The sequence below is a fragment of the Moraxella sp. K127 genome, assembly GCF_015223095.1.
In the GTDB taxonomy this organism is placed as follows: Bacteria; Pseudomonadota; Gammaproteobacteria; order Pseudomonadales; family Moraxellaceae; genus Moraxella.
In genome coordinates this window covers 24,747-44,112 of sequence record NZ_JADFBZ010000022.1, presented here as the reverse complement: position 1 = coordinate 44,112, position 19,366 = coordinate 24,747, and the positions used below count along the sequence as shown (strand labels likewise).

Below are 19,366 nucleotides of genomic sequence, written 5' to 3'. Positions count from 1 at the left end.
ATTAAAAAAATAAAACAGTAAAACTGTTGAGAATAATATTAAAAGAGATAAAGATAGCACAAAATTACTGAACAAATTACTCAATACATTACTTTTTTCACCTACCGATATTATAGAGATTAATATAAAAAATAAAACAATGAAAGATATTGATAAAATATAGCCTAGTATTATATTGCACAAAAAAGAAAGGGACGAAAATATAAATAAAATAGTTAAAAAAGTTGAAATATTCGGTTTTTTTGATATGTCATTTTTTAACGTATTACTTAAAAGTCCGATAAGTTTAGGTATAAAAAATAATGACAGCAATATCATAATATTTAGTAAATAGAAACTAATAATTGCTATCAAATTATAAGATTTTGAAATGATATCTGGAAATAAAAAAGATTTGTCTATGATATCAAGATATATTCTTATATTTATAAAACCTATTACAATGCTAAAAACAGTAATAATGGGCAGTAATTTTACAAAAAACCTAAGACAGATAATAATTTATTTATTATATCATCATATTTTTTATCAATATTACCATTATTGATAGTGTTCAAAAATTTATTAAAATCCACTTCTTCTTTGGATTCCAAAATTGGATTTTCATCTTTCAATTCTTTTCTTGGCATTTTGAAGCTCTTAAATTAAAAATTAGACTCAAACAATCCTTTGTTTGAGTCTTTATTACTATATAACGTCTAGCTCCCAATCTTCTTATACTTCATCCGCTTAGGCGTGGCATCTGCCCCAAGTCGCTCTTTACGCCATTTTTCGTATTCGGTGTAGTTACCGTCAAAGAACTCTGGCGTTTCGTTTTCAAACGACAAAATGTGCGTACAAATACGGTCCAAGAACCAGCGGTCGTGGGACACCACCATGACCGTACCAGGGAACACCTGCACCGCATCTTCCAAGGCACGCAAGGTCTCCACGTCAAGGTCGTTGGACGGTTCGTCAAGCAGGATAACGTTCGCCCCTTGTTTTAGGGTTTTGGCAAGTTGCAAGCGATTTCGCTCACCGCCTGACAGACTGCCCACACGTTTTTGTTGGTCTTGACCCTTAAAGTTAAAGCGTCCGATGTAGGCACGGCTTGGCGTGGTGTATTCGCCCACGGTAATCATGTCAAGTCCGTCTGACACTTCTTCCCACACGGTTTTGTTGTCGTCAAGCTCATCTCTAACCTGCCCCACATAGGCGACTTTGACGCTCTCGCCCACTTCTACCGTGCCGGTGTCGGGCTTGTCTTTGCCCGTAATCATATTAAATAGGGTCGTTTTACCCGCACCGTTTGGTCCCACGATACCCACAATTGCCATGGGTGGCACGCTAAACGATAGGTTTTCGTACAGCAAACGGTCGCCAAAGGATTTTGAGATGTTATTAACTTCAATCACTTTATTGCCCAAACGGGGTCCTGGTGGAATATAAATCTCTGCCGTCTCGTTACGCTGTTGGAACTCACGAGAGTTCATCTCTTCAAAGCGTTCAAGGCGAGATTTGGATTTGGCTTGCTGACCTTTTTGGTTTTTACGAACCCATTCTAGCTCTTGTTTTAGAGCCTTAGCAAAGGCTTCTTCTTGCTTTTGCTCTTGTTCTAGGCGTTTGTTTTTCTGTTCTAGCCATTCGGTGTAGTTGCCTTGGTATGGGTAGCCATAGCCACGGTCAAGCTCCAAAATCCACTCGGCGACATTGTCAAGGAAATAGCGGTCGTGGGTAATCGCCACAATCGTGCCAGAGTAGTCTTTTAAGAAACGTTCTAGCCACGCCACAGACTCTGCATCCAAGTGGTTGGTCGGCTCGTCAAGCAGGAGCATATCAGGCTTAGACAGGAGCAGACGGCACAGGGCAACACGGCGTTTTTCGCCTCCTGACAGCTTGGAGACGTCAGCGTCCCACGGTGGCAAACGAAGTGCGTCCGCTGCTTTTTCAAGCTGGGTGTTTAGGTTGTGAGCGTCCCACGCCTGAATGATGTCTTCCATTTTGCCTTGCTCGGCGGCCAATTTGTCAAAATCGGCATCAGGCTCGGCATATTCGGCATAGATTTGGTTAAGGCGTTCTAGGGCATCAAGGGCTTCACGCACGCCGTCTTCCACGTTGCCACGCACGTCTTTGGTGGGGTCAAGTTGGGGTTCTTGGGGCAGATAGCCCACCTTAATGCCCGCTTGCGGACGAGCTTCCCCGCTAAATTCGGTATCCACGCCCGCCATAATGCGTAGCAAGGTGGATTTACCGGCACCGTTAAGACCCAGCACGCCAATTTTTGCCCCTGGGAAAAAGGACAATGAAATGTCTTTTAAAATTTCACGCTTAGGCGGAACAAGTTTTGACACTTTGTTCATGGTGTAGATGTATTGAGCCATACAAATCCTTGAATTAAAAGAGATTTTTAAAAATTGGTCTGATTTAGAACTTGTCAAATTTTTGCCAATTTAACCGCCTATTATCGCATGGTTTGGGCGGTGGGGCAAGGTGTTTGGTTATGAGTTAAAATCAACCCGAATGCCTTTATCTATCAAAGTATCGTGATTACCGATGAGATTTTTGATGTCATCAAATGATTTTTGACTATTTTTTCCACTTCTTGACCACATTAATGAAGAATTGTGCTTGATTTTTTCTAATTTTTTAATCAAATGCTTTTCTTTGTTGATATTGCTTTTAAGATTGTCAATACCTGTTGCTCCAAAATGAGAATACAAATGACTAATTTTACAGTTACAAGAATAACATAGCTCATCTTCAAAATTTTCACATTGTAAAATGACAATTGGTGCTAATTTACAATGCTTTTTAAGACTGCTGATATTATGAATAAAATTATTGATTTCCTGTAACTGGTCGGTATCGGCTATGACGACAATTTGTGAGCTTACCTTGATTGTTCGCAATAGTGATTTTATCTTAGCTTCTGTAGCTTGCCAAAGATTAAACTTTTTTGTTTTACCTAAAAATCTTATGGCATCCCAATATTTTTGCTCATTTTCGCCTTCAACCAATACAACGATTTCAGGAATTTTTTTAGGTTTTAACATCATTCCCCCCAAATCAATTCATCTAAAAATTGTGTAGAAGGTATGGTTTTAAAATAATTATTTCTGACATAACCTTTTAATGTTCTGTCATTTTTTGAAAAACCTAATTTTTCTGGCTGTTCTGCCATACAGTACCCATATTCTTTATGTAGAAAAACAAAGCTATGACTTGGTAGATTTAAGTCCAAAACATCGTAATTATGGGTTGTATAAAAAAATTGCGAATATCTATTTAGTTTTTGAATAATCAAATTTAAAATAGTAATCTCTAATTCAGAATGGCTTGATGACAGTTTTTCATCAAGAAAATAAATAGAGCTATAAAAGTCATTTTTAATAACAGATAATATAAAATCCGCCACGCTCAATACATCATAAGTGCCTTTTGAAAAGCGATTTTTACTTCTTTGTGTAAAAGTCTCGCCATTGTCGGTTACTTTAACAGAATCGCCATTTTCAAAAAACACTGTGTAACCCTCAATGATATCCTCATCATCTTTTCTGGTTGTCTTTAAAGGTGCTACATCAATAATAGAACAATCAAAAGACTTTAAAATTTTTAACAAAATTTCAAAATCATACTCTGTTGATAATCTAATTGGTCTGATTTCATTATTATGATTTTCTGCAAATACATAATAAAATGAAAATTCTTTATCTTGATAATATTCAGCTATTTTATCACTTTCGCTATCAATTGGATTGAGCAAATCCCTACTAAGTTTATCCTGTTCTTTTTGATTTTCTAAGCGATTTTTTGCTGTAATATTGCTATCACTTTTATTTAAAGTGATAGCGGTATGTTCAATGGTGACAATTTTACCATTTTTCAAAAACTCCAAAGAAAGTGAGATAAATTGATTGCTTTTAGAAAAAACAAATTCAATTTCAATCCGTGCAGACTTATCAATGTTACAAACCGCATCATACAAGATACTAGGAACAATAATAGAATTTCCATTTAACATCCATTGAATACCCAATAAAATTTTCCCTAGCGACGTTTTACCGCTGGCATTTGTTCCCATTAAAATGCACACTCGTTTAAATTTGAATGCTGGCACATCTTCTAAATATTCAAAGTCTAATAAGGGTTGCGAATGCTTTCTTGGGTAAGTCAAGTCAAGCTCAAAATCTTGAAATCCATATAAATTATCCACATACAGGCGAGTAATTATCATGCTAATAAATCCAATTTTTGGAAAAAATAATGAAGTTATTATACAAATTTCACGCTTTGTATGCAATCACATAATAAAATTAAATTTTAAATTTTCAATTACTTACAAATTTAAGAATGCAAAAATAGCTGTTTTAGACCCCAAAATTAGCTATAATAACAAACCTAGCTACAAAAGCAAATAACCACTTATCACTCCTGCCAGATTTATCAGAAATACAGTCATGCCCGAATTACCCGAAGTTGAAACAACCAAAGCCAGCCTTGCCCCACTCATCGGTCAGCGTGTCAGCGACATTTACACGTCCGCCCATCGCTTGCGTGAAGTGATACCAGACGACCTAGACGAGCTTGTCGGGGCGAAACTTGTGCGTGTGGTTCGCCGTGCCAAATATCTACTGCTTGATTTTAACAAAAACGGCTCGCCCCTGCGTCTGCTCATTCATTTGGGCATGTCAGGCAGTCTGCAACAACATGACTCCCTTGCCCCACGCAAGCATGACCACGTCATCTTTGGCTTTGATGACTCATCGGTGCGTCTGCATTATCATGACCCCAGGCGTTTTGGCATGGTGATGTGGGCAGATGATGCCGAGCGTTATCTTGACAAACTCGGGGTAGAGCCTTTGGATGATGCCTTTGATGCTGACTATCTGCACGGGCTGATTCATAAAAACCCCAAACGCCCCATCGCCCGCCCCATCAAATCCGTCATCATGGAGCAGTCCATCGTGGTTGGTGTGGGTAACATCTACGCCGTGGAGAGCCTGTTCATGTCAGGCGTACACCCTGCCACGCCTGCCCATCAGATAGATAAAGACAAGATGGCTGTACTGGTCGATAACATCAAGGCGATACTCGCTCGCTCCATCGAACAAGGCGGGTCAAGTCTTCGGGACTTTACCGTAGGGGCGGGCAAAACGGGCTATTTTCAACAAATCCTACTGGCTTATGGACGAGCAGGTGAGCCATGTACGGCATGCCAAGAGATTTTGGAAAACATTAAAATCGGTGGGCGAGCCAGTGTGTACTGCCCGAGCTGTCAGCCACTTGACCCAGCTGTTAACCCCACTGTTTAATTCAACTGTTTAATTCATTAGCTTTTAGCAATCATTGGGCATCGCCAAATGTTACCGATTTGTTTACCCCTTGTCGGAAAATTTTACCGTCCACCCACTTTCTGGCAAAATAGGCTTGATAATATGGGCGGAACTTGTTTTAATAATAGCATAAATCTATCTTGGGCAAATCGCCCCCATTAGGATACTCTCATGAAAATCAAACACACTTTATTGGCACTGACTGCCACCGCCCTTATCAGCACCACCGCTCACGCTGCCATCGAGATTGATGAAGAGCATTTTGGTCCTACCTATGGCTCTGCGGTGCTTGATATTACCGTTGCCAAACCATTACAGTTGGTTGGTGCGGTTGCAGGCACAGCACTTCATGCGGTAGGCTTACCATTTTCTATGGCATCAGGTAGCGTGGAGAGTTCTTATGAGACTTTGGTTGTCAAGCCTTGGTCGGCACTCTCTCGCTGTGTGGGCTGTACCGAAGCCTATGACAACTATCGTAACGCCAACGAAGTAAACCCTAACGAAGTACGTATCGTTGTGGACAGACCTTCTGAGATTATCATCAATACCGACCAAAATGTGGTTGTAAACCCACGTTGATTGATGGCTGATTTTTTACTTGTTTTTGTTTCTCCAACCTATTTACCACCCTTTGGTAAATAGGTTTTTTATTTGGATATCAAAGTGATAATATGGCAAACTTTACAAATCAAAGCCCTTATATAAAATTGCCCAATCCATACAGACTGGGCGATTTTTAGATTTCTTGTTTATTAGGGAGTTTCTTGTTTTTTACGCCATGATTGCCATAGGCTTTCATGTTGGATTTTGGGAACTTTTAAGGTGATGGTGTTAGATAGCATGTCATGCACCGCAAGCCCCCGAGTATTGAACGCACAAAACAGATAATTAAACAAAAACCCCAGCATGGCACTCATCAGCACCGCCAGTCGTGAGCCGTGTAGCACCCCACCGATGGTCGCACAGAGTATGGGCAGTAGGCAGGCACTGATGATACGGCGAGTGCTTTGTACCCACGTCAGCAGATGTCCTGCGTTATCCACTGTCTTTAATCGCCATGTCTGCATGCCGAGCGTCTGCCCTGATTTTCGCCAAAACAGTCCATAAAAACCTATCAAGGTCAGCACAAACAGCGGTGTCATGACCCCATTTTGATACCAAGTTGGCAGTCTTTGGGCGTGTGCCGAGTCCGTCCCCACTTCCATAAACAACAGCGTACCGACCACCGCCCCAATCGTCCCCACCAAAAACAACATCGCCAATATCAACATGCCATCATATAGTAGTGCCGTCACTCGCACCAAGGGTTTGGCGATGACAGGTAGCTCATCAGGGTCTACCTGTATGGGCTTGTCTTCGCTGTGTGTCTTAGTTGATGGACGGGGTTTTGGGGTTTTGTTTTTTTTAGCCATGGTGATAAATAGAGTCAAAATAGGCTTTATTTTACCATGACTTTTGGGGCGTGTTGAACATTTATGACACTTTTATGTGTTAAAGTCTTAGGGTGCGATTGTCATTAATACCATTTTATTGGCATTTGATAAAATTTCACGCTTTCATCCGTCTTACATAAATGACTATTTGACACTTGATACTTCATTACTTAAAATGGTAACTTATTGATTATTTGATAATTATTTTTTGGGTCGTAGGAGTGAATTGCAATTCGCCCTTGATAAACCAATCATTTATACAAAGTTGAGAATGGCATACTTAATCTCAAAAGCTAAGCCAAACCCTAAATTTATGCCATGTCAAACCATCAAATTATCTTTATAAATCCATTTGACAAACCCACACAAACAAAAACACCAAAACTTAATCAAGTTTTGGTGTTTGGTATATGGCGCACCCGGAGAGATTCGAACTCCCGACCCCTTAGTTCGTAGCCAAGTGCTCTATCCAACTGAGCTACGGGTGCAGTACAACTGATGTGATTATCAATCTTTACCACTCGTTGTGGTGGGCTATTATACATCAAAAATTTAGGATGTCAAGCCTTTTTATTTATTTTTTAAAATAAATGGCGGTGACGGAGGGATTCGAACCCTCGATACAGTTTCCCGTATGCATCCTTAGCAGGGATGTGGTTTCAGCCACTCACCCACGTCACCGTTTTGATTGACAAATTTGTCAAAAGCTGTGGGCGATGATTATAGCAAAGTTTGGCAAAAATGCAAGGGGTTTTTTAAATTTTTGCGATAAATTTTTAAAAACCATCAAAAACCCCCACCAAACCCATCGCTACACACCATAAAAATTAACCTCTTCATTCCCCACACGCTTTTGCTTGACATATTTTACAAAAAGACAATCCTGCCCCAACAAACCAAACTTATTTTAGATGATTTGGCAAATCAGTTTGGCAAATGGCTTAGTAAATGACCTGATAAATGGTTTAGTAAACCACTTTAAAAATCCCTTGTCATCAAACAAGGGATTTTTTATCGTCTAATAAGATTAAGGCGTGTAATAAGTCGCAGCCCCTGGCCCTACGGGCAGACCTAAGGCAAACACCCAAACACAAAACAGCACCGTCCACCCCACCAAGAACAAGAGCGAGTACGGAATCATAAGCGACATGAGCGTGCCGACCCCTGTGTCTTTTTTGTAGCGAATCGCCACTGCCATGATAAGCCCAAAGTAGCTCATCATCGGCGTGATGATGTTGGTACTGCTATCGCCGATACGATAAGCCGCCTGAATCATCTCTGGGGCATAGCCTGTCAGCATGAGCATTGGCACAAAAATCGGTGCGGTAATCGCCCACTGAGCCGATGCCGAGCCGAGCATAAGATTGACAAAAGCACAAATCAAAATAAAGCCCACGAGCAACAAAGGTCCTGTCAGCCCAATGCCGTTTAGGAAGTTCGCTCCTGATACCGCCATGACCGAGCCGATGTTTGACCAATTAAAAAAGGCGGTAAACTGAGCGGCAAAGAACACCAGCACGATGTACATACTAAGCGAACTCATGGCAGCACTCATGGCATCCACCACGTCATCATTGGTCTTGATGGTGCCTGTAATCTTACCATACACAATCCCTGGAATGGCAAAGAACACAAAGATAAACACCACAATCCCATGCAAAAATGGCGAGCCTGCCACAAGCCCTGTCTCAGGATGTCTTAAAATCCCATCGGTAGGCACAATCGTCCATGCCAATAGCAAACAAAAAATCAGCATGGACACGCCCGACCAAAGCAGTCCCTTTTTCTCCAAAGCAGTCAGTCTCTCTACCTTAGTATCAAGTACGCTTGGGTCATCGGCATCATCAGGATTGTATTTACCCAAAGATGGTTCTACGATTTTTTCGGTAACAAAGTAGCCAATGCCACTCACCAAAAATGTGCTCACCGCCATAAAATACCAGTTGGCTTCTGCACCCACGACATACTCAGGGTCAATGATGCGTGCCGCTTCTTGGCTGATGCCCGACAGCAATGGGTCAACCGTGCCGAGCAATAAGTTGGCACTATAACCGCCCGACACGCCTGCAAAGGCAGCAGCAAGTCCTGCCAATGGGTGTCTGCCCAATGAATGAAAAATCATCGCCGCCAGCGGAATCAGCACCACATAGCCAAGCTCTGAGGCGGTGTTTGACATGATACCTGCAAAGACCACCACAAAAGTTACCATCTTTGGCGGGGCGTTCATGACAAGCCCCCGAAGAGCTGCCGAAATCATGCCCGACCGCTCAGCAATGCCCACCCCGAGCAAGGCGACAAGCACCGTCCCAAGTGGCACAAAGCCTGTGAAGTTGGACACGAGATTTTCAACAATCTTGGCAAGCCCATCGCCATTTAAGAGATTGACGACATAAATCATACCGTCTTCACTGCGACCCTTTGCCCCTTCTGGGCGTGGATCAACCACCGACACGCCCATCATTGACAAAATGGCAGACGCTACAAGCAGAATGACCGACATCCATACAAATAAAATGGCAGGATGTGGCAACAGATTGCCAAGCCATTCCACACCTCTTAAAAATCTCTGCATTTGAGAAGATGTTGCTTTTTCTTGCATAACCTTTCCTTTTTAAAAAACCCAATAAAATGCAATCTTATCAAGTAGTTAGATAATAAATAAAAAGTGCCATCATTTAGCACGATTGTTAAATCACAATTTAGTAATAAAAACAAACATTTTGGTACATATTGTATCAAAATGTTTGTTTCAAGTTTTTAAAATCTAAGATAAAATCACAGAAAAATTCATACTTTTAAACATGCTGATGAATCATGTCATCACAATCCCAAATCTGCGATGAATACTTAACTTTTGGATTACATTAGCTTACATTGTAATGACTTGTAAAATCAATGCTGTTGATGCTTAGTTTATGACATTTCATCTGTATTTTATTGCATAAGACCTGATATCAGCTAGAATAAGTTTAGTATCAATTTGTTTTTTAAATAAACGATGAGTTGATTTAAATCTTAATTTAAACACACTCATACCATGCTTAATCTATATCATTACCATCCACCCATCATTTAATCCATGGAGTATCTTATGTCTCAATCTCAATTTAACCTAACTGTTGCTGACCAAGCTGCCGCTGATGCTTTGGTTGCCAAAACCGAAAATATCGCTGGTGTTAAGTTTGTCAATATCAACGTTGAAAAAGGCACTGTGGTTGTCACTCACGGTGATGACTTTGATGAAGCTGCCTTTAAAGCCGCTGCTGGCATCTAAGCAGTCTGACTGTTTTTAAAGTCAAAACCCTTTGTGTCATACAAAGGGTTTTTTATGCTCACCATCAAAAACTACCGCACCACTTGCCCTGTATTGGCATTAATGATTTGGCTGGGCTTGTCATAGCCTAGGGTATCGCCAAGCAGATAACAGATACCATTACCAAAATACTCCCATGCCGTATCAAAATCATGGGCGGGGGCTTGCCCACCAACATTACAACTGGTGGACACCAAAAAACCAAAAGGATTGTGATTATCAGCGGTGGCAAACAAATCACACAACTTGGCGATTTTGGCGTGATGTATCACCCGAATGGCAAGGTTCTCATGCTTGCCACGCACACACGGGGGGATATAAACCCCATCAGGAATATCAAACAGCCATGTACTCGCCTGCTGTCTGTCATCGACACACGCCCAGCTTTTGATGATGTCATCTTGGCGAGCCTTTGGTAGATTTTTTAAAAATACATCAATGCATGATTCATCCGAAGTCAGCACAATCACGCCCTTTTCGGCAGGGCGTTGTTTTAGGGCGAGCAGTCTGCTTACCGCCTGCACATCAAAAGCATGACAGCCTAGCCCCCATACACTCTCTGTGGGATAAGCCAAAATCCTACCCTGCTTGACCCATTCATACGCCACATCAACGCTATCGGTGACATACTCACGCCCGCTCATAACGACCCCCAACCACCTTTACCACGCCAAGCATTTCAAGCTCCAACAAAGACGCCAGCAACGTCCCAACATCTAGTGACGTCGCCATAACAAGCGTGTCTAAGTCTGTAGGCCGACCAGAGAGCTTGTCAAACACGCCCTGCAAATGGACTGGAATGGCAACTGGTGCGGGCACAGGGGGTTTTTCATGAGTATTATCAAGTGCTAAGACACCCCGAGAGAAGGTTTTGGGCAGGGCGTTACAACCCGTCACGCTCTCACTTAGCTCATCGATAATCTGACTGGGATGGTAGATAAGGGTCGCCCCTTCACGAATGAGATGATGACAACCTTCGGCATTAACATTGTCAATAGAGCTGGGTACGGCAAAGACTTGCTTGCCTTGTTCGGCGGTCAGGCGGGCGGTAATGAGTGAACCACTGGCAATAGCAGCTTCGGTAACCAACGTAGCAAGCGACAGCCCAGCCACCAAACGGTTACGGCGTGGAAAGTTGTGCTTGGTGGCGGGCGTGGCAGGCAGTAGCTCGCTGATGAGACAACCGCCGTCATTGATAATCTGAGCATACAGAGCGTTGTGGTTCTTAGGATAGCACACATCAATGCCCGTTCCCATTACCCCAACTGTCTGCCCACGCCCACCTGACAACCCACCCAAATGTGCCGCCCTATCAACACCGCCTGCCAATCCGCTGGTCACAGTCAGCCCCTGATAAGCCAGATATTCTGCCATATTAAACGTCATCTGATAAGCAAACTCTGTGGGCTGACGACTGCCGACGATTGCCACCTGCCTATCTGACAAGCGTGCCACATCTCCCCGATAAAACAGTACTGGTGGTGGGTCGTACATCTGTCTTAGCATCTCAGGATAACGCTCATCATCCATCAAAAGCACCCCGTACGTCCCACGCCCTGCTTCGTCATGCAGTCTATCCACCATCGCCATGACATCATCAACATCCTGCCATCTTTTGATGTGGGCATTATGCACACCAAGCTCTTGCCACGCCCCAAGCTCTGCTGACAGTGCCTGTTTTGCATCACCAAATTGTTCGGTCAATTTATAAAAGGCAGTCAAAGATGTGTTTACCACATACCACAAGGCAAGTGTGGCGGATGTCTCATTTAGTGATTGGTATCTCATAATCATTACTTGTTTTTATCTTAGATGGCATTATACCACCACCGCCTTTTTTGTAAAATTTCATTGACAAAATAAAATTGCCAATACAGTGTACTGGCAATTTGAAAATAAAAACTTACAGATAGTCAGGTGGCACCAACTGGTCGCCTTTGTTAAGTGGCAACTCTGACGAGAGAACATAAGCATAGCTGATGTGGTCAAATACTTTAAACACCATGACTTGACCTGCTTTTTCGCTGGGCAGACGAACCGGTGTATCGTTGTCATGAACATCACGCACTAATACCCCTTTGCGATAGACATCAAGAACGTGGCCCGCTCTTGCCCCTTGGGCAGCACCGATATTGATGGCGACCACACTGCCTTTGGCGGCACTGCCGATACTACCCATCACGCGTGCAATACTACCGCCACGAGTCACCTGAGCGGGGGCAGGATAGAACACCAAAGGCAGTTGGGTGTGAATCTCAGAGAATACACGATCACCTTCACGAATCTCTGTGTCAAATGACTGGGTAATTTGAATGCTTGATACGCCATTACCTGCCACATCAGTCACGATACCACGAGCCACTTGAATGGCTTCTAACCCCATCACCGCACCAGTTTTTACGTCCACATAAGGCTCGGATTTGCGATAAACGCCATAAGTCTGACCTGGGGTGAGTAGTGCACCTTTGACATAAATCTTATCGCCTGTTGCGGTAATGAGATTGCCTTTTTTAGATGCCAGTACATAAGGGGTTGTCTCAAAATCATCGGGATTGACAATCACCGAACGGTCAAGCCAATGACGGATGTTTGATAATGGGATGGTGGGCACACTGCCTTCTGATGAGTTAAGCTGTACAGGGGTATCGTTGGCTGGCGTCTCTTGCATCTGACGTTCAATGCCTGCACAGCCTTCGCCTGTATCCACACCAACCAAAGTCTGACCCTTAATGATACACATGATAAGGATGTCACCGGGGTAGATAAGGTGTGGGTTTTTGACTTGCTTATTGGTCGCCCAAATCTCACGCCATCTGTGCGGTGCATTTAGGTATCTGCCAGAGATGTCCCACAACGTGTCGCCTTTTTTGACGGTGTAACGGTTAGGGGCATCTGCTTTGATGGTTGGAGCAGGGTTATTTGCATGGGCTGATGACATCATCACACCACCGATCAGGCAAGCAGTCATCAGGCTTTTTAGGGCTGTTAGCTTCATATCATTATCCATTATTAAAGGCAACAAGTGTGTCTTTTTAGACATCAAAACACGAACTTGCTAAAATCTTGCTTAGCATACCACAAAATGTAAAAAAATATTAACTATTTTATCATTATTTGGCGGTAACTTTCCGACAAAAATACAACTTCTAAAAAAATTTAGCCAATCTGGCAGCAAGCCCATCTCGAACAAACTTTAAAAATCTAGACTGGCACACCTTACAAAGACTGCTCACACCTTACCATTGTCGCACTTAGGCAAGCTTTATCACACATCTCATGACAAACAGTGAACATCACGGCGTTTAATGGGTTTTAATTTAATCTGATTTTACCGCCAAACTCCAAAACCATATCTCATCATCTATCCAAGTTTGTTTTGGGTTGTGATACATCAAAATATCTTGAGCTATCATTTTATCAATGAGAGCATTGGTGATTTCTTGATAATCTTGATATAAGGACATATCGTCATCGTAATCATTGACAAAACAAATTTCATCACTTTTATTGTCATTAACATAACAGACAACCATTGCACTGGCGACATGATTCATCATTATCTCGCCAATTGTTGAAACAGGTAGATGACAAAAGCTTAATACCTGTTTCTTTGTATGGTTAATTAAATAAGACGTAGCAGACATAGTTTTTCAAATATAACTTTAAATAATCAAAAGCCATTTCATTTCTAAAATGGCTTTTTTATTTTACAACTTCACAAACTTCTCAATCTGCTCTTTAACCAGCTCCGCTTTATTATCAAGCACCACGACTTTTTGCGGTAGGCTTTCAATGTCTTTGGTATGATCAGGACGTGGAATGTCAATCTGCCCAACCGCCTCTATAATGGTCTCGGCAAATTTGGCAGGCAAGGCAGTCTCGGCAACGACAATCACTTCATCAGCCAGACGCACTTCACGGGCGACCTTAACACCGTCTGCCGTGTGCGGGTCTAGCAAATCCTTATCGCTCTGCCACACCGCCTTAATCGTGGCAATGCGGTCAGCGTGCGTGGATTTACCCGACACAAAGCCGTATTTGTCATTGGCATCATTTAATAAATGCGACAAATCAAATCCCTTACCGCTATTGACATCTTGCCACAGATTATTTAATTCATTACCATTTTTGCCAATGAGCAAATAAATAAACCGCTCAAAATTAGACGCTTTTGAAATGTCCATAGAAGGGCTTGACGTTACATAAGTCTCGCTTGCTTTTCTTGGAATGTATTTGCCTGTTTTAAAAAATTCATTTAATACATCATTTTCATTGGTCGCCACAATTAAGCGATGAATTGGCAATCCCATTTCACGGGCAATATGACCTGCACAGACATTACCAAAATTACCAGACGGCACGCAAAAACTTACCCACTCGTCATTATTATTGGTGGCATTAAAATAGCCTTTAAAATAATAAACAATTTGAGCCAAAATACGACCCCAGTTAATAGAATTAACCGTGCCAATTTGATATTTGTCTTTAAATGCTTTATCCTGCTGAATGGCTTTAACAATGTCTTGGCAATCATCAAACATACCGTCAATGGCGATATTGTGGATATTATCGTCCATAAGGCTATACATTTGAGCTCGCTGAAATTCGCTCATTTTGCCGTGTGGCGACATCATAAAGACATCAATATTATCTTTACCACGCAAGGCATATTCAGCAGCACTGCCTGTATCGCCAGACGTTGCTCCGATAATGGTTAGGCGTTTGTTTTTTTGTTTTAGGACATATTCAAAGGCATTGCCCAAAAATTGCATTGCCATATCTTTAAAAGCAAGCGTTACACCATTGGATAATTCCAAAATTTTAATGCCGTCTTTTAGCGTGCGAACAGGGGTAATCTCGTCCGTGCCAAAGGCGGTTTTGGTGTAGGTTTTGTCAATGAGTACCTTTAAATCATCGCTTGGAATATCGGTGGCAAATAGCGACATAATCTCAAAAGCAAGCTCGGTATAAGACAGCGAACGCCATTTATCCAAAGTCGCACGGTCAATCTGTGGGTAGGTTTCAGGGAGCATCAAACCGCCGTCAGGGGCAAGCCCCATAAGCAAAACATCGCTAAATTGCATGGGGGCGGTATTGCCACGAGTGCTGATATAGTTCATAAAAGTACCTTTTAAATTAAAAAATTATATTAAATCCAAACCAAACTTTTGATATTCATTGCACTTATCATCAATAGAAACCAATGTTAATTTATGATAAATACAATAATAAATCATAATTCTATCAAATGGGTCTTTGTGTTTTTCTACTTTTGGTAATTGATAAAAATTTGCCATAATATCATGATTAACTTGTATAATTTCAATACTCATTTTTATGGCAATATTAGGCAATTCTTTGGGCGATACGCCATTTAAATCCAATTTACCCAGATTATATTTAATGGAAATTTCCCAAAAACTGGTATTACAGATAAAAACTTGATTATTTTTATCTTCCAATAAACGTCTGATTTTATCATTGATTTTATTAGGATTAAAAACCAACCATAGAAAAATATGCGTATCTATAACGTACCGATTTTTCATGTTATAATCCCAATAGTTCTTCTTCGCTCATCTCCCAATCATCAGACAACTTAAAACTGCCTTTACCTTGATATAATCCAAATTGGCGTTTTTCTTGATTTGTTTTTGACCTGTTTTGATAATCAATCATATCCGCATACAAATAATCAAAAATACCTTGCTGTCTTTGGACTGGAATGGATTGTATATATTGAACAGCTTGTTCAATGGTTTGTATTGGCTTAATATCCATAACAACTCCTATTATTTATCAATCATAATACATCTGATATTTTTCTTCAAACACCTATCTGTCTAAATTGATATAATCTTGACAAATGATTTTGGCGGTTGGTTATCTATTTCATTAAACAAATAATGTTCATATTATCATTTATTTTGCCTTTAATCCACTTTTTGTAGCAACGCATAATAAAACCCGTCTCCGTCATCGTCATTTAACGGCAAACATTGATAACCCACCGTTTGCTTGATTTGATTGGGTAAGGTCAATTTAAATTCCACCGCTTTGGCGTTTGGCGTACTGGCAAGGAAATTTGTCATTTGATGTTCGTTTTCCACCTTTAACAAGGAGCAAGTAATATACAGCAAATACCCGCCCACCGCCAGATTTTGCCACAGATTTTGTAAAATTTCCGCTTGCAAGGCGACCGTTTGGGCGACATCTTGCTCGGTGCGAAGTAGGGCAATGTCAGGGTGTCGCCTGATGACCCCTGTGGCAGTACACGGAGCGTCAAGCACAATGACATCAAAGGGCGTATCCGTGCGATAGCTCGTGCCGTCCGCCCAAATCACGTCCGCCTTGCCCGCCAACCCCAAGCGAGCCAAGTTGTCATGCACATGATTTAGGCGTTTTTCGTCATTATCCAGTGCCGTGATATGTTCCACGTGAAACACATCGTTTGACAGTTCAAGCAGTTGGGCGAGTTTCCCCCCAGGGGCGGTGCAAGCGTCCAATAATCTTAGATTTTTGGATAGGTTTAACGCCTTTAAAATATGCCCACAAAGCTGGGCATGGCGGTCTTGCACACTCACAAAACCGTCTTGAAAATGCGGTAAAGATTGCACTTTTTGCGAAGTGGTCAGCTTAATCACACACTCATCCGCCACGCCAAGTGGTAGAATTTCATGGGCAATATCGGCAGAATTTAACAAATCGGCATAATATGTAAGCGTGCTAAATTTACCATTGACACGCAAAAATATCGGAGCAGACTTTCGCAAATTTTGCCCCAAATTTTCATAATATTCGCCCCAATCTTGCTTTAATTCTTTGGCAAGCCAATTAGGCAGACTGTGATTTTTATTTATCTTTTTGGCGAATTTTTCTTTTTTGTCTGCCACTTTTCGCAATATGGCGTTAATTAGCCCTACGCCATAATTTTTATTTAAAGATTTGACCGCATTTAATGTTTCGTTGATAATGGCATAATCAGGCGTGTTCATATATAAAAGTTCATACAAGCCCATATTTAAAGCACAGGTAATACCAATATCGGTTGGGGGCTGTTTTATCAAACTCTCACCAATGCGACTAATGGCGTGCCAATGGCGAAGCGTGCCTAATAATAATTCGTGGGCGAAGCCTTTTTCATTATCTTTGACGGCGTTTAATAAATCGTCCAATAATAATGCTAAGGATTGCCCTTGATTGATTTTTTCAAGGGTTAAAATAATATTGGCTCGGACGGGTAATTGTGGATTGATTTGCATATTATTGCCCATTGTCAGCGTAATTATCAAAAACTTGTCCGTCTTTTAATTTATCGCCCACCGCAATTTGTTCAGCAGTCAAAGGCTTACCCCCCGCCCATTGCATTTTTGTGATATTTATCAAATGCTTATCGCCATTTTCATCAGCACCGCACGCCACCAGCACCGCCTTTCGCCCCACACTCACAATCTTACCTGCCGTCTCGGTCGTGGTTTGGTCAGGCTTTATGGGCGTACATTCTAGCACCTTGATACGCTCGCCATTTAAAAAAGCAAACGCATTTAACGCACGGATTTGGCGATTGATTTGATGAGCGGAATTTTGCCAGTTGATTTGCCCTTCATCGGTGCTGATTTTTTCGGCATAATTGGCAAGGCGGTCATCTTGTGGCTCGGCATTAGCCTGATAAGTTGCCAAATCTTTTAGCACGGTTATCATCGCCACACCACCAAGCTCGGCAAGTTTGTCGTGAAGCGTTTGGGTCGTGTCGGTGTCGGTAATGTCGCAAGGAAGTTTGTAAAGCATATCGCCCGTGTCAAGCCCTTGATTCATCTGCATTATCGTAATGCCTGTGGTCGTATCGCCTGCCAAAATCGCCCGATGAATAGGAGCCGCGCCACGCCACCTAGGCAGTAGCGAGCCGTGAATGTTTAGGCAACCATAAGTCGGAGTATTTAGCACGCCAAGCGGTAAAATCAAGCCATACGCACACACAATCATCACATCAGGGCGATAATTGGCAAGTGTTTCACGTGAAACCTGTCCGTTTTCATGCTTTAAGCTAAAACTTATCGGCTGTTCCACAGGGATATTATGAGCAAGGGCAAGCTCTTTAACGGGGCTTGCGGTCAATTTTTGCCCACGTCCTGCCTTGCGGTCAGGCTGAGTATAAACCGCCACAATGTCAAGATTTAGCCCGTCTTGGCGGTCAATTAGGGCTTGTAAGGCGACTTTGGCAAATTCTGGTGTGCCTGCGAAAATTAGGCGTAATTTTTGGTTCATTTTTTACCTTTATATATATTTTTAAATTACCGCAATCCAATTTAATAACGTAAACGTAGGGACGTGCGTTAAATATTGAGTTCATTAAATCTACTTAAAAAACCCACTTTTTATCAACAACTCTTCGGTAATCCTGCTTTGTGGCGTGTCGGTTTTTGCCCCGATAAGCCGTTCCAAATACCGTGCCACCAAATCCACTTCAATGTTTACCGCTCGCCCCACCGTCCAATGCCGTGCGATGTTGGTCATCTCGGCAGTGTGCGGAATGATATTTAGGCAGACGATATTTTCAGACGGTTTTATGCGGTTGGTCGTCAGACTGATGCCGTCCACCGTGATTGAGCCTTTGTCGGCGGTGTATTTCATCAGCTCGGACGGTAGGGCGACTTCGATATAGACCGAGCGAGCGTCTTTGGCAATTTTGGCGATTTTGCCCACGCCGTCCACATGACCTGCCACGATATGCCCGCCAAAACGTGTGGTTGGAAGCATGGCTTTTTCTAGGTTGAGCGTGTCGCCCACTTTCCAAACATTTAGGGCGGAAATGGCTAATGTTTCACGTGAAATATCTACCGCATAGCTGTTGCCGTCTATCGCCACCACCGTCAGGCAAATGCCGTTGGACGCAATGGAATCGCCCAATTTGACATCGCCAAAATCCAAATCAGGAGCAGAAATGGTCAATCGCACATCGCCCCCCGTGGGCGTAATGGCGGTCAGCGTGCCTGTCGTCTCTATGATACCTGTAAACATGGTTTACCTTTTATGATTGGTTTTTTAAATGATTTAAAATTTCTTAATGATTTAAAAAACTAATCTATGATAATTTTATAAAAATCAATTACTTATCATAAACCTTTATTTGTTAAGTTGAATTTTATTTAATATTTAGGCTTTGGTTCAAAAAGTATGCTACAAGGAAAACCGTTCGTGGTGAGCTTGTCGAACCATAACGGTTTTCCTACCCTTCGACAAGCTCAGGGTGAACGGAAAACCTAGTTCAGCATACTTTTTTAGACTACCACCAATATTTAATCTTATGT

At 42.0% G+C, this 19,366-nt stretch carries 19 protein-coding genes and 2 tRNA genes; 3 read left to right on the top strand and 18 right to left on the bottom strand.

Annotated elements, in window-relative coordinates; genetic code table 11:
• Positions 1-473: 473 nt before the first annotated feature.
• From IM753_RS06460 to IM753_RS06445, 4 genes are all read right to left on the bottom strand, one after another.
• A complete protein-coding gene (locus IM753_RS06460; RefSeq protein WP_156065099.1) occupies positions 474-629 on the bottom strand; it encodes a hypothetical protein in 156 nt (51 codons plus the stop codon).
• 69 nt (positions 630-698) lie between these two features.
• Positions 699-2,360 (bottom strand): energy-dependent translational throttle protein EttA, encoded by a 1,662-nt coding sequence (gene ettA / locus IM753_RS06455; protein WP_062498793.1) that lies wholly within the window; start codon positions 2,358-2,360, stop codon positions 699-701.
• Positions 2,361-2,477: 117 nt separating this feature from the next.
• Complete coding sequence (locus tag IM753_RS06450; RefSeq protein WP_194108938.1) at positions 2,478-3,032, bottom strand: hypothetical protein; 555 nt, start codon at positions 3,030-3,032, stop codon at positions 2,478-2,480.
• On the bottom strand, positions 3,032-4,213 hold the full coding sequence (locus IM753_RS06445; RefSeq protein WP_194108937.1) for an ATP-binding protein: 1,182 nt from the start codon (positions 4,211-4,213) through the stop codon (positions 3,032-3,034). The genes IM753_RS06450 and IM753_RS06445 overlap by 1 nt, the downstream gene beginning before the upstream one ends.
• Before the next feature lie 223 nt (positions 4,214-4,436).
• Between IM753_RS06445 and mutM the strand changes: the two genes are divergently transcribed.
• Both mutM and IM753_RS06435 read left to right on the top strand, forming a co-directional pair.
• The gene (mutM, locus tag IM753_RS06440) at positions 4,437-5,291 is read left to right on the top strand and encodes a bifunctional DNA-formamidopyrimidine glycosylase/DNA-(apurinic or apyrimidinic site) lyase (protein ID WP_194108936.1); all 855 of its coding nucleotides are present in this window, start codon (positions 4,437-4,439) and stop codon (positions 5,289-5,291) included.
• A gap of 192 nt (positions 5,292-5,483) precedes the next feature.
• On the top strand, positions 5,484-5,891 hold the full coding sequence (locus tag IM753_RS06435) for a hypothetical protein (RefSeq protein ID WP_062498789.1): 408 nt from the start codon (positions 5,484-5,486) through the stop codon (positions 5,889-5,891).
• A gap of 173 nt (positions 5,892-6,064) precedes the next feature.
• Here IM753_RS06435 and IM753_RS06430 read toward each other — a convergent pair whose 3' ends face one another.
• The 4 genes from IM753_RS06430 to IM753_RS06415 form a co-directional block, all read right to left on the bottom strand.
• Positions 6,065-6,616 (bottom strand): RDD family protein, encoded by a 552-nt coding sequence (locus IM753_RS06430; protein WP_062498800.1) that lies wholly within the window; start codon positions 6,614-6,616, stop codon positions 6,065-6,067.
• 540 nt (positions 6,617-7,156) lie between these two features.
• A tRNA-Arg gene (locus tag IM753_RS06425) sits at positions 7,157-7,233 on the bottom strand.
• A 103-nt stretch (positions 7,234-7,336) separates the two neighbouring features.
• Positions 7,337-7,426: transfer RNA gene (locus IM753_RS06420), tRNA-Ser, on the bottom strand.
• Positions 7,427-7,772: 346 nt separating this feature from the next.
• A complete protein-coding gene (locus tag IM753_RS06415; RefSeq protein ID WP_194108935.1) occupies positions 7,773-9,344 on the bottom strand; it encodes an AbgT family transporter in 1,572 nt (523 codons plus the stop codon).
• A gap of 492 nt (positions 9,345-9,836) precedes the next feature.
• Between IM753_RS06415 and IM753_RS06410 the strand changes: the two genes are divergently transcribed.
• Positions 9,837-10,019 (top strand): hypothetical protein, encoded by a 183-nt coding sequence (locus IM753_RS06410; protein WP_065255935.1) that lies wholly within the window; start codon positions 9,837-9,839, stop codon positions 10,017-10,019.
• A gap of 71 nt (positions 10,020-10,090) precedes the next feature.
• Here the strand turns inward: IM753_RS06410 and IM753_RS06405 are convergent, their stop codons facing one another.
• From IM753_RS06405 to IM753_RS06360, 10 genes are all read right to left on the bottom strand, one after another.
• A complete protein-coding gene (locus IM753_RS06405) occupies positions 10,091-10,702 on the bottom strand; it encodes an L-threonylcarbamoyladenylate synthase (protein ID WP_194108934.1) in 612 nt (203 codons plus the stop codon).
• Entirely contained in the window at positions 10,689-11,846 is a 1,158-nt protein-coding gene (dprA, locus tag IM753_RS06400) for a DNA-processing protein DprA (RefSeq protein ID WP_194108933.1), read from the bottom strand. Before dprA ends, IM753_RS06405 begins: the two co-directional genes overlap by 14 nt.
• Before the next feature lie 115 nt (positions 11,847-11,961).
• Positions 11,962-13,053, bottom strand: a complete 1,092-nt coding sequence (locus IM753_RS06395) for a LysM peptidoglycan-binding domain-containing protein (RefSeq protein WP_079363916.1) — start codon at positions 13,051-13,053, stop codon at positions 11,962-11,964.
• A gap of 322 nt (positions 13,054-13,375) precedes the next feature.
• Positions 13,376-13,702, bottom strand: coding sequence for a hypothetical protein (locus IM753_RS06390; protein WP_156065097.1), 327 nt, complete (start codon positions 13,700-13,702; stop codon positions 13,376-13,378).
• Between the two features lie 63 nt (positions 13,703-13,765).
• The gene (gene thrC / locus IM753_RS06385; RefSeq protein WP_065255930.1) at positions 13,766-15,178 is read right to left on the bottom strand and encodes a threonine synthase; all 1,413 of its coding nucleotides are present in this window, start codon (positions 15,176-15,178) and stop codon (positions 13,766-13,768) included.
• Between the two features lie 24 nt (positions 15,179-15,202).
• Positions 15,203-15,607 carry a type II toxin-antitoxin system VapC family toxin gene (locus IM753_RS06380; protein WP_065255929.1) on the bottom strand — a complete coding sequence of 135 codons (405 nt, stop codon included), beginning with the start codon at positions 15,605-15,607 and terminating at the stop codon, positions 15,203-15,205.
• A 1-nt stretch (position 15,608) separates the two neighbouring features.
• Complete coding sequence (locus IM753_RS06375; RefSeq protein WP_065255928.1) at positions 15,609-15,839, bottom strand: hypothetical protein; 231 nt, start codon at positions 15,837-15,839, stop codon at positions 15,609-15,611.
• A 152-nt stretch (positions 15,840-15,991) separates the two neighbouring features.
• Positions 15,992-17,320: a 16S rRNA (cytosine(967)-C(5))-methyltransferase RsmB gene (rsmB, locus tag IM753_RS06370; protein WP_227713089.1), complete on the bottom strand. Its 1,329-nt coding sequence runs from the start codon at positions 17,318-17,320 to the stop codon at positions 15,992-15,994.
• Between the two features lies 1 nt (position 17,321).
• The gene (gene fmt / locus IM753_RS06365) at positions 17,322-18,323 is read right to left on the bottom strand and encodes a methionyl-tRNA formyltransferase (RefSeq protein ID WP_065255926.1); all 1,002 of its coding nucleotides are present in this window, start codon (positions 18,321-18,323) and stop codon (positions 17,322-17,324) included.
• 90 nt (positions 18,324-18,413) lie between these two features.
• A complete protein-coding gene (locus IM753_RS06360) occupies positions 18,414-19,076 on the bottom strand; it encodes a riboflavin synthase (protein ID WP_194108932.1) in 663 nt (220 codons plus the stop codon).
• Between the last annotated feature and the right edge of the window lie 290 nt (positions 19,077-19,366).

Coding starts and splice junctions, on each gene's coding strand:
- IM753_RS06445 (WP_194108937.1), bottom strand. CDS start 4,213: ATGATAATTACTCGCCTGTATGTGGATAATTTATATGGATTTCAAGAT.
- IM753_RS06380 (WP_065255929.1), bottom strand. CDS start 15,607: ATGAAAAATCGGTACGTTATAGATACGCATATTTTTCTATGGTTGGTT.
- IM753_RS06375 (WP_065255928.1), bottom strand. CDS start 15,839: ATGGATATTAAGCCAATACAAACCATTGAACAAGCTGTTCAATATATA.
- mutM (WP_194108936.1), top strand. CDS start 4,437: ATGCCCGAATTACCCGAAGTTGAAACAACCAAAGCCAGCCTTGCCCCA.
- IM753_RS06405 (WP_194108934.1), bottom strand. CDS start 10,702: ATGAGCGGGCGTGAGTATGTCACCGATAGCGTTGATGTGGCGTATGAA.
- thrC (WP_065255930.1), bottom strand. CDS start 15,178: ATGAACTATATCAGCACTCGTGGCAATACCGCCCCCATGCAATTTAGC.
- rsmB (WP_227713089.1), bottom strand. CDS start 17,320: ATGCAAATCAATCCACAATTACCCGTCCGAGCCAATATTATTTTAACC.
- dprA (WP_194108933.1), bottom strand. CDS start 11,846: ATGAGATACCAATCACTAAATGAGACATCCGCCACACTTGCCTTGTGG.
- IM753_RS06450 (WP_194108938.1), bottom strand. CDS start 3,032: ATGTTAAAACCTAAAAAAATTCCTGAAATCGTTGTATTGGTTGAAGGC.
- IM753_RS06410 (WP_065255935.1), top strand. CDS start 9,837: ATGTCTCAATCTCAATTTAACCTAACTGTTGCTGACCAAGCTGCCGCT.
- IM753_RS06390 (WP_156065097.1), bottom strand. CDS start 13,702: ATGTCTGCTACGTCTTATTTAATTAACCATACAAAGAAACAGGTATTA.
- fmt (WP_065255926.1), bottom strand. CDS start 18,323: ATGAACCAAAAATTACGCCTAATTTTCGCAGGCACACCAGAATTTGCC.
- IM753_RS06395 (WP_079363916.1), bottom strand. CDS start 13,053: ATGAAGCTAACAGCCCTAAAAAGCCTGATGACTGCTTGCCTGATCGGT.
- IM753_RS06360 (WP_194108932.1), bottom strand. CDS start 19,076: ATGTTTACAGGTATCATAGAGACGACAGGCACGCTGACCGCCATTACG.
- ettA (WP_062498793.1), bottom strand. CDS start 2,360: ATGGCTCAATACATCTACACCATGAACAAAGTGTCAAAACTTGTTCCG.
- IM753_RS06435 (WP_062498789.1), top strand. CDS start 5,484: ATGAAAATCAAACACACTTTATTGGCACTGACTGCCACCGCCCTTATC.
- IM753_RS06460 (WP_156065099.1), bottom strand. CDS start 629: ATGCCAAGAAAAGAATTGAAAGATGAAAATCCAATTTTGGAATCCAAA.
- IM753_RS06415 (WP_194108935.1), bottom strand. CDS start 9,344: ATGCAAGAAAAAGCAACATCTTCTCAAATGCAGAGATTTTTAAGAGGT.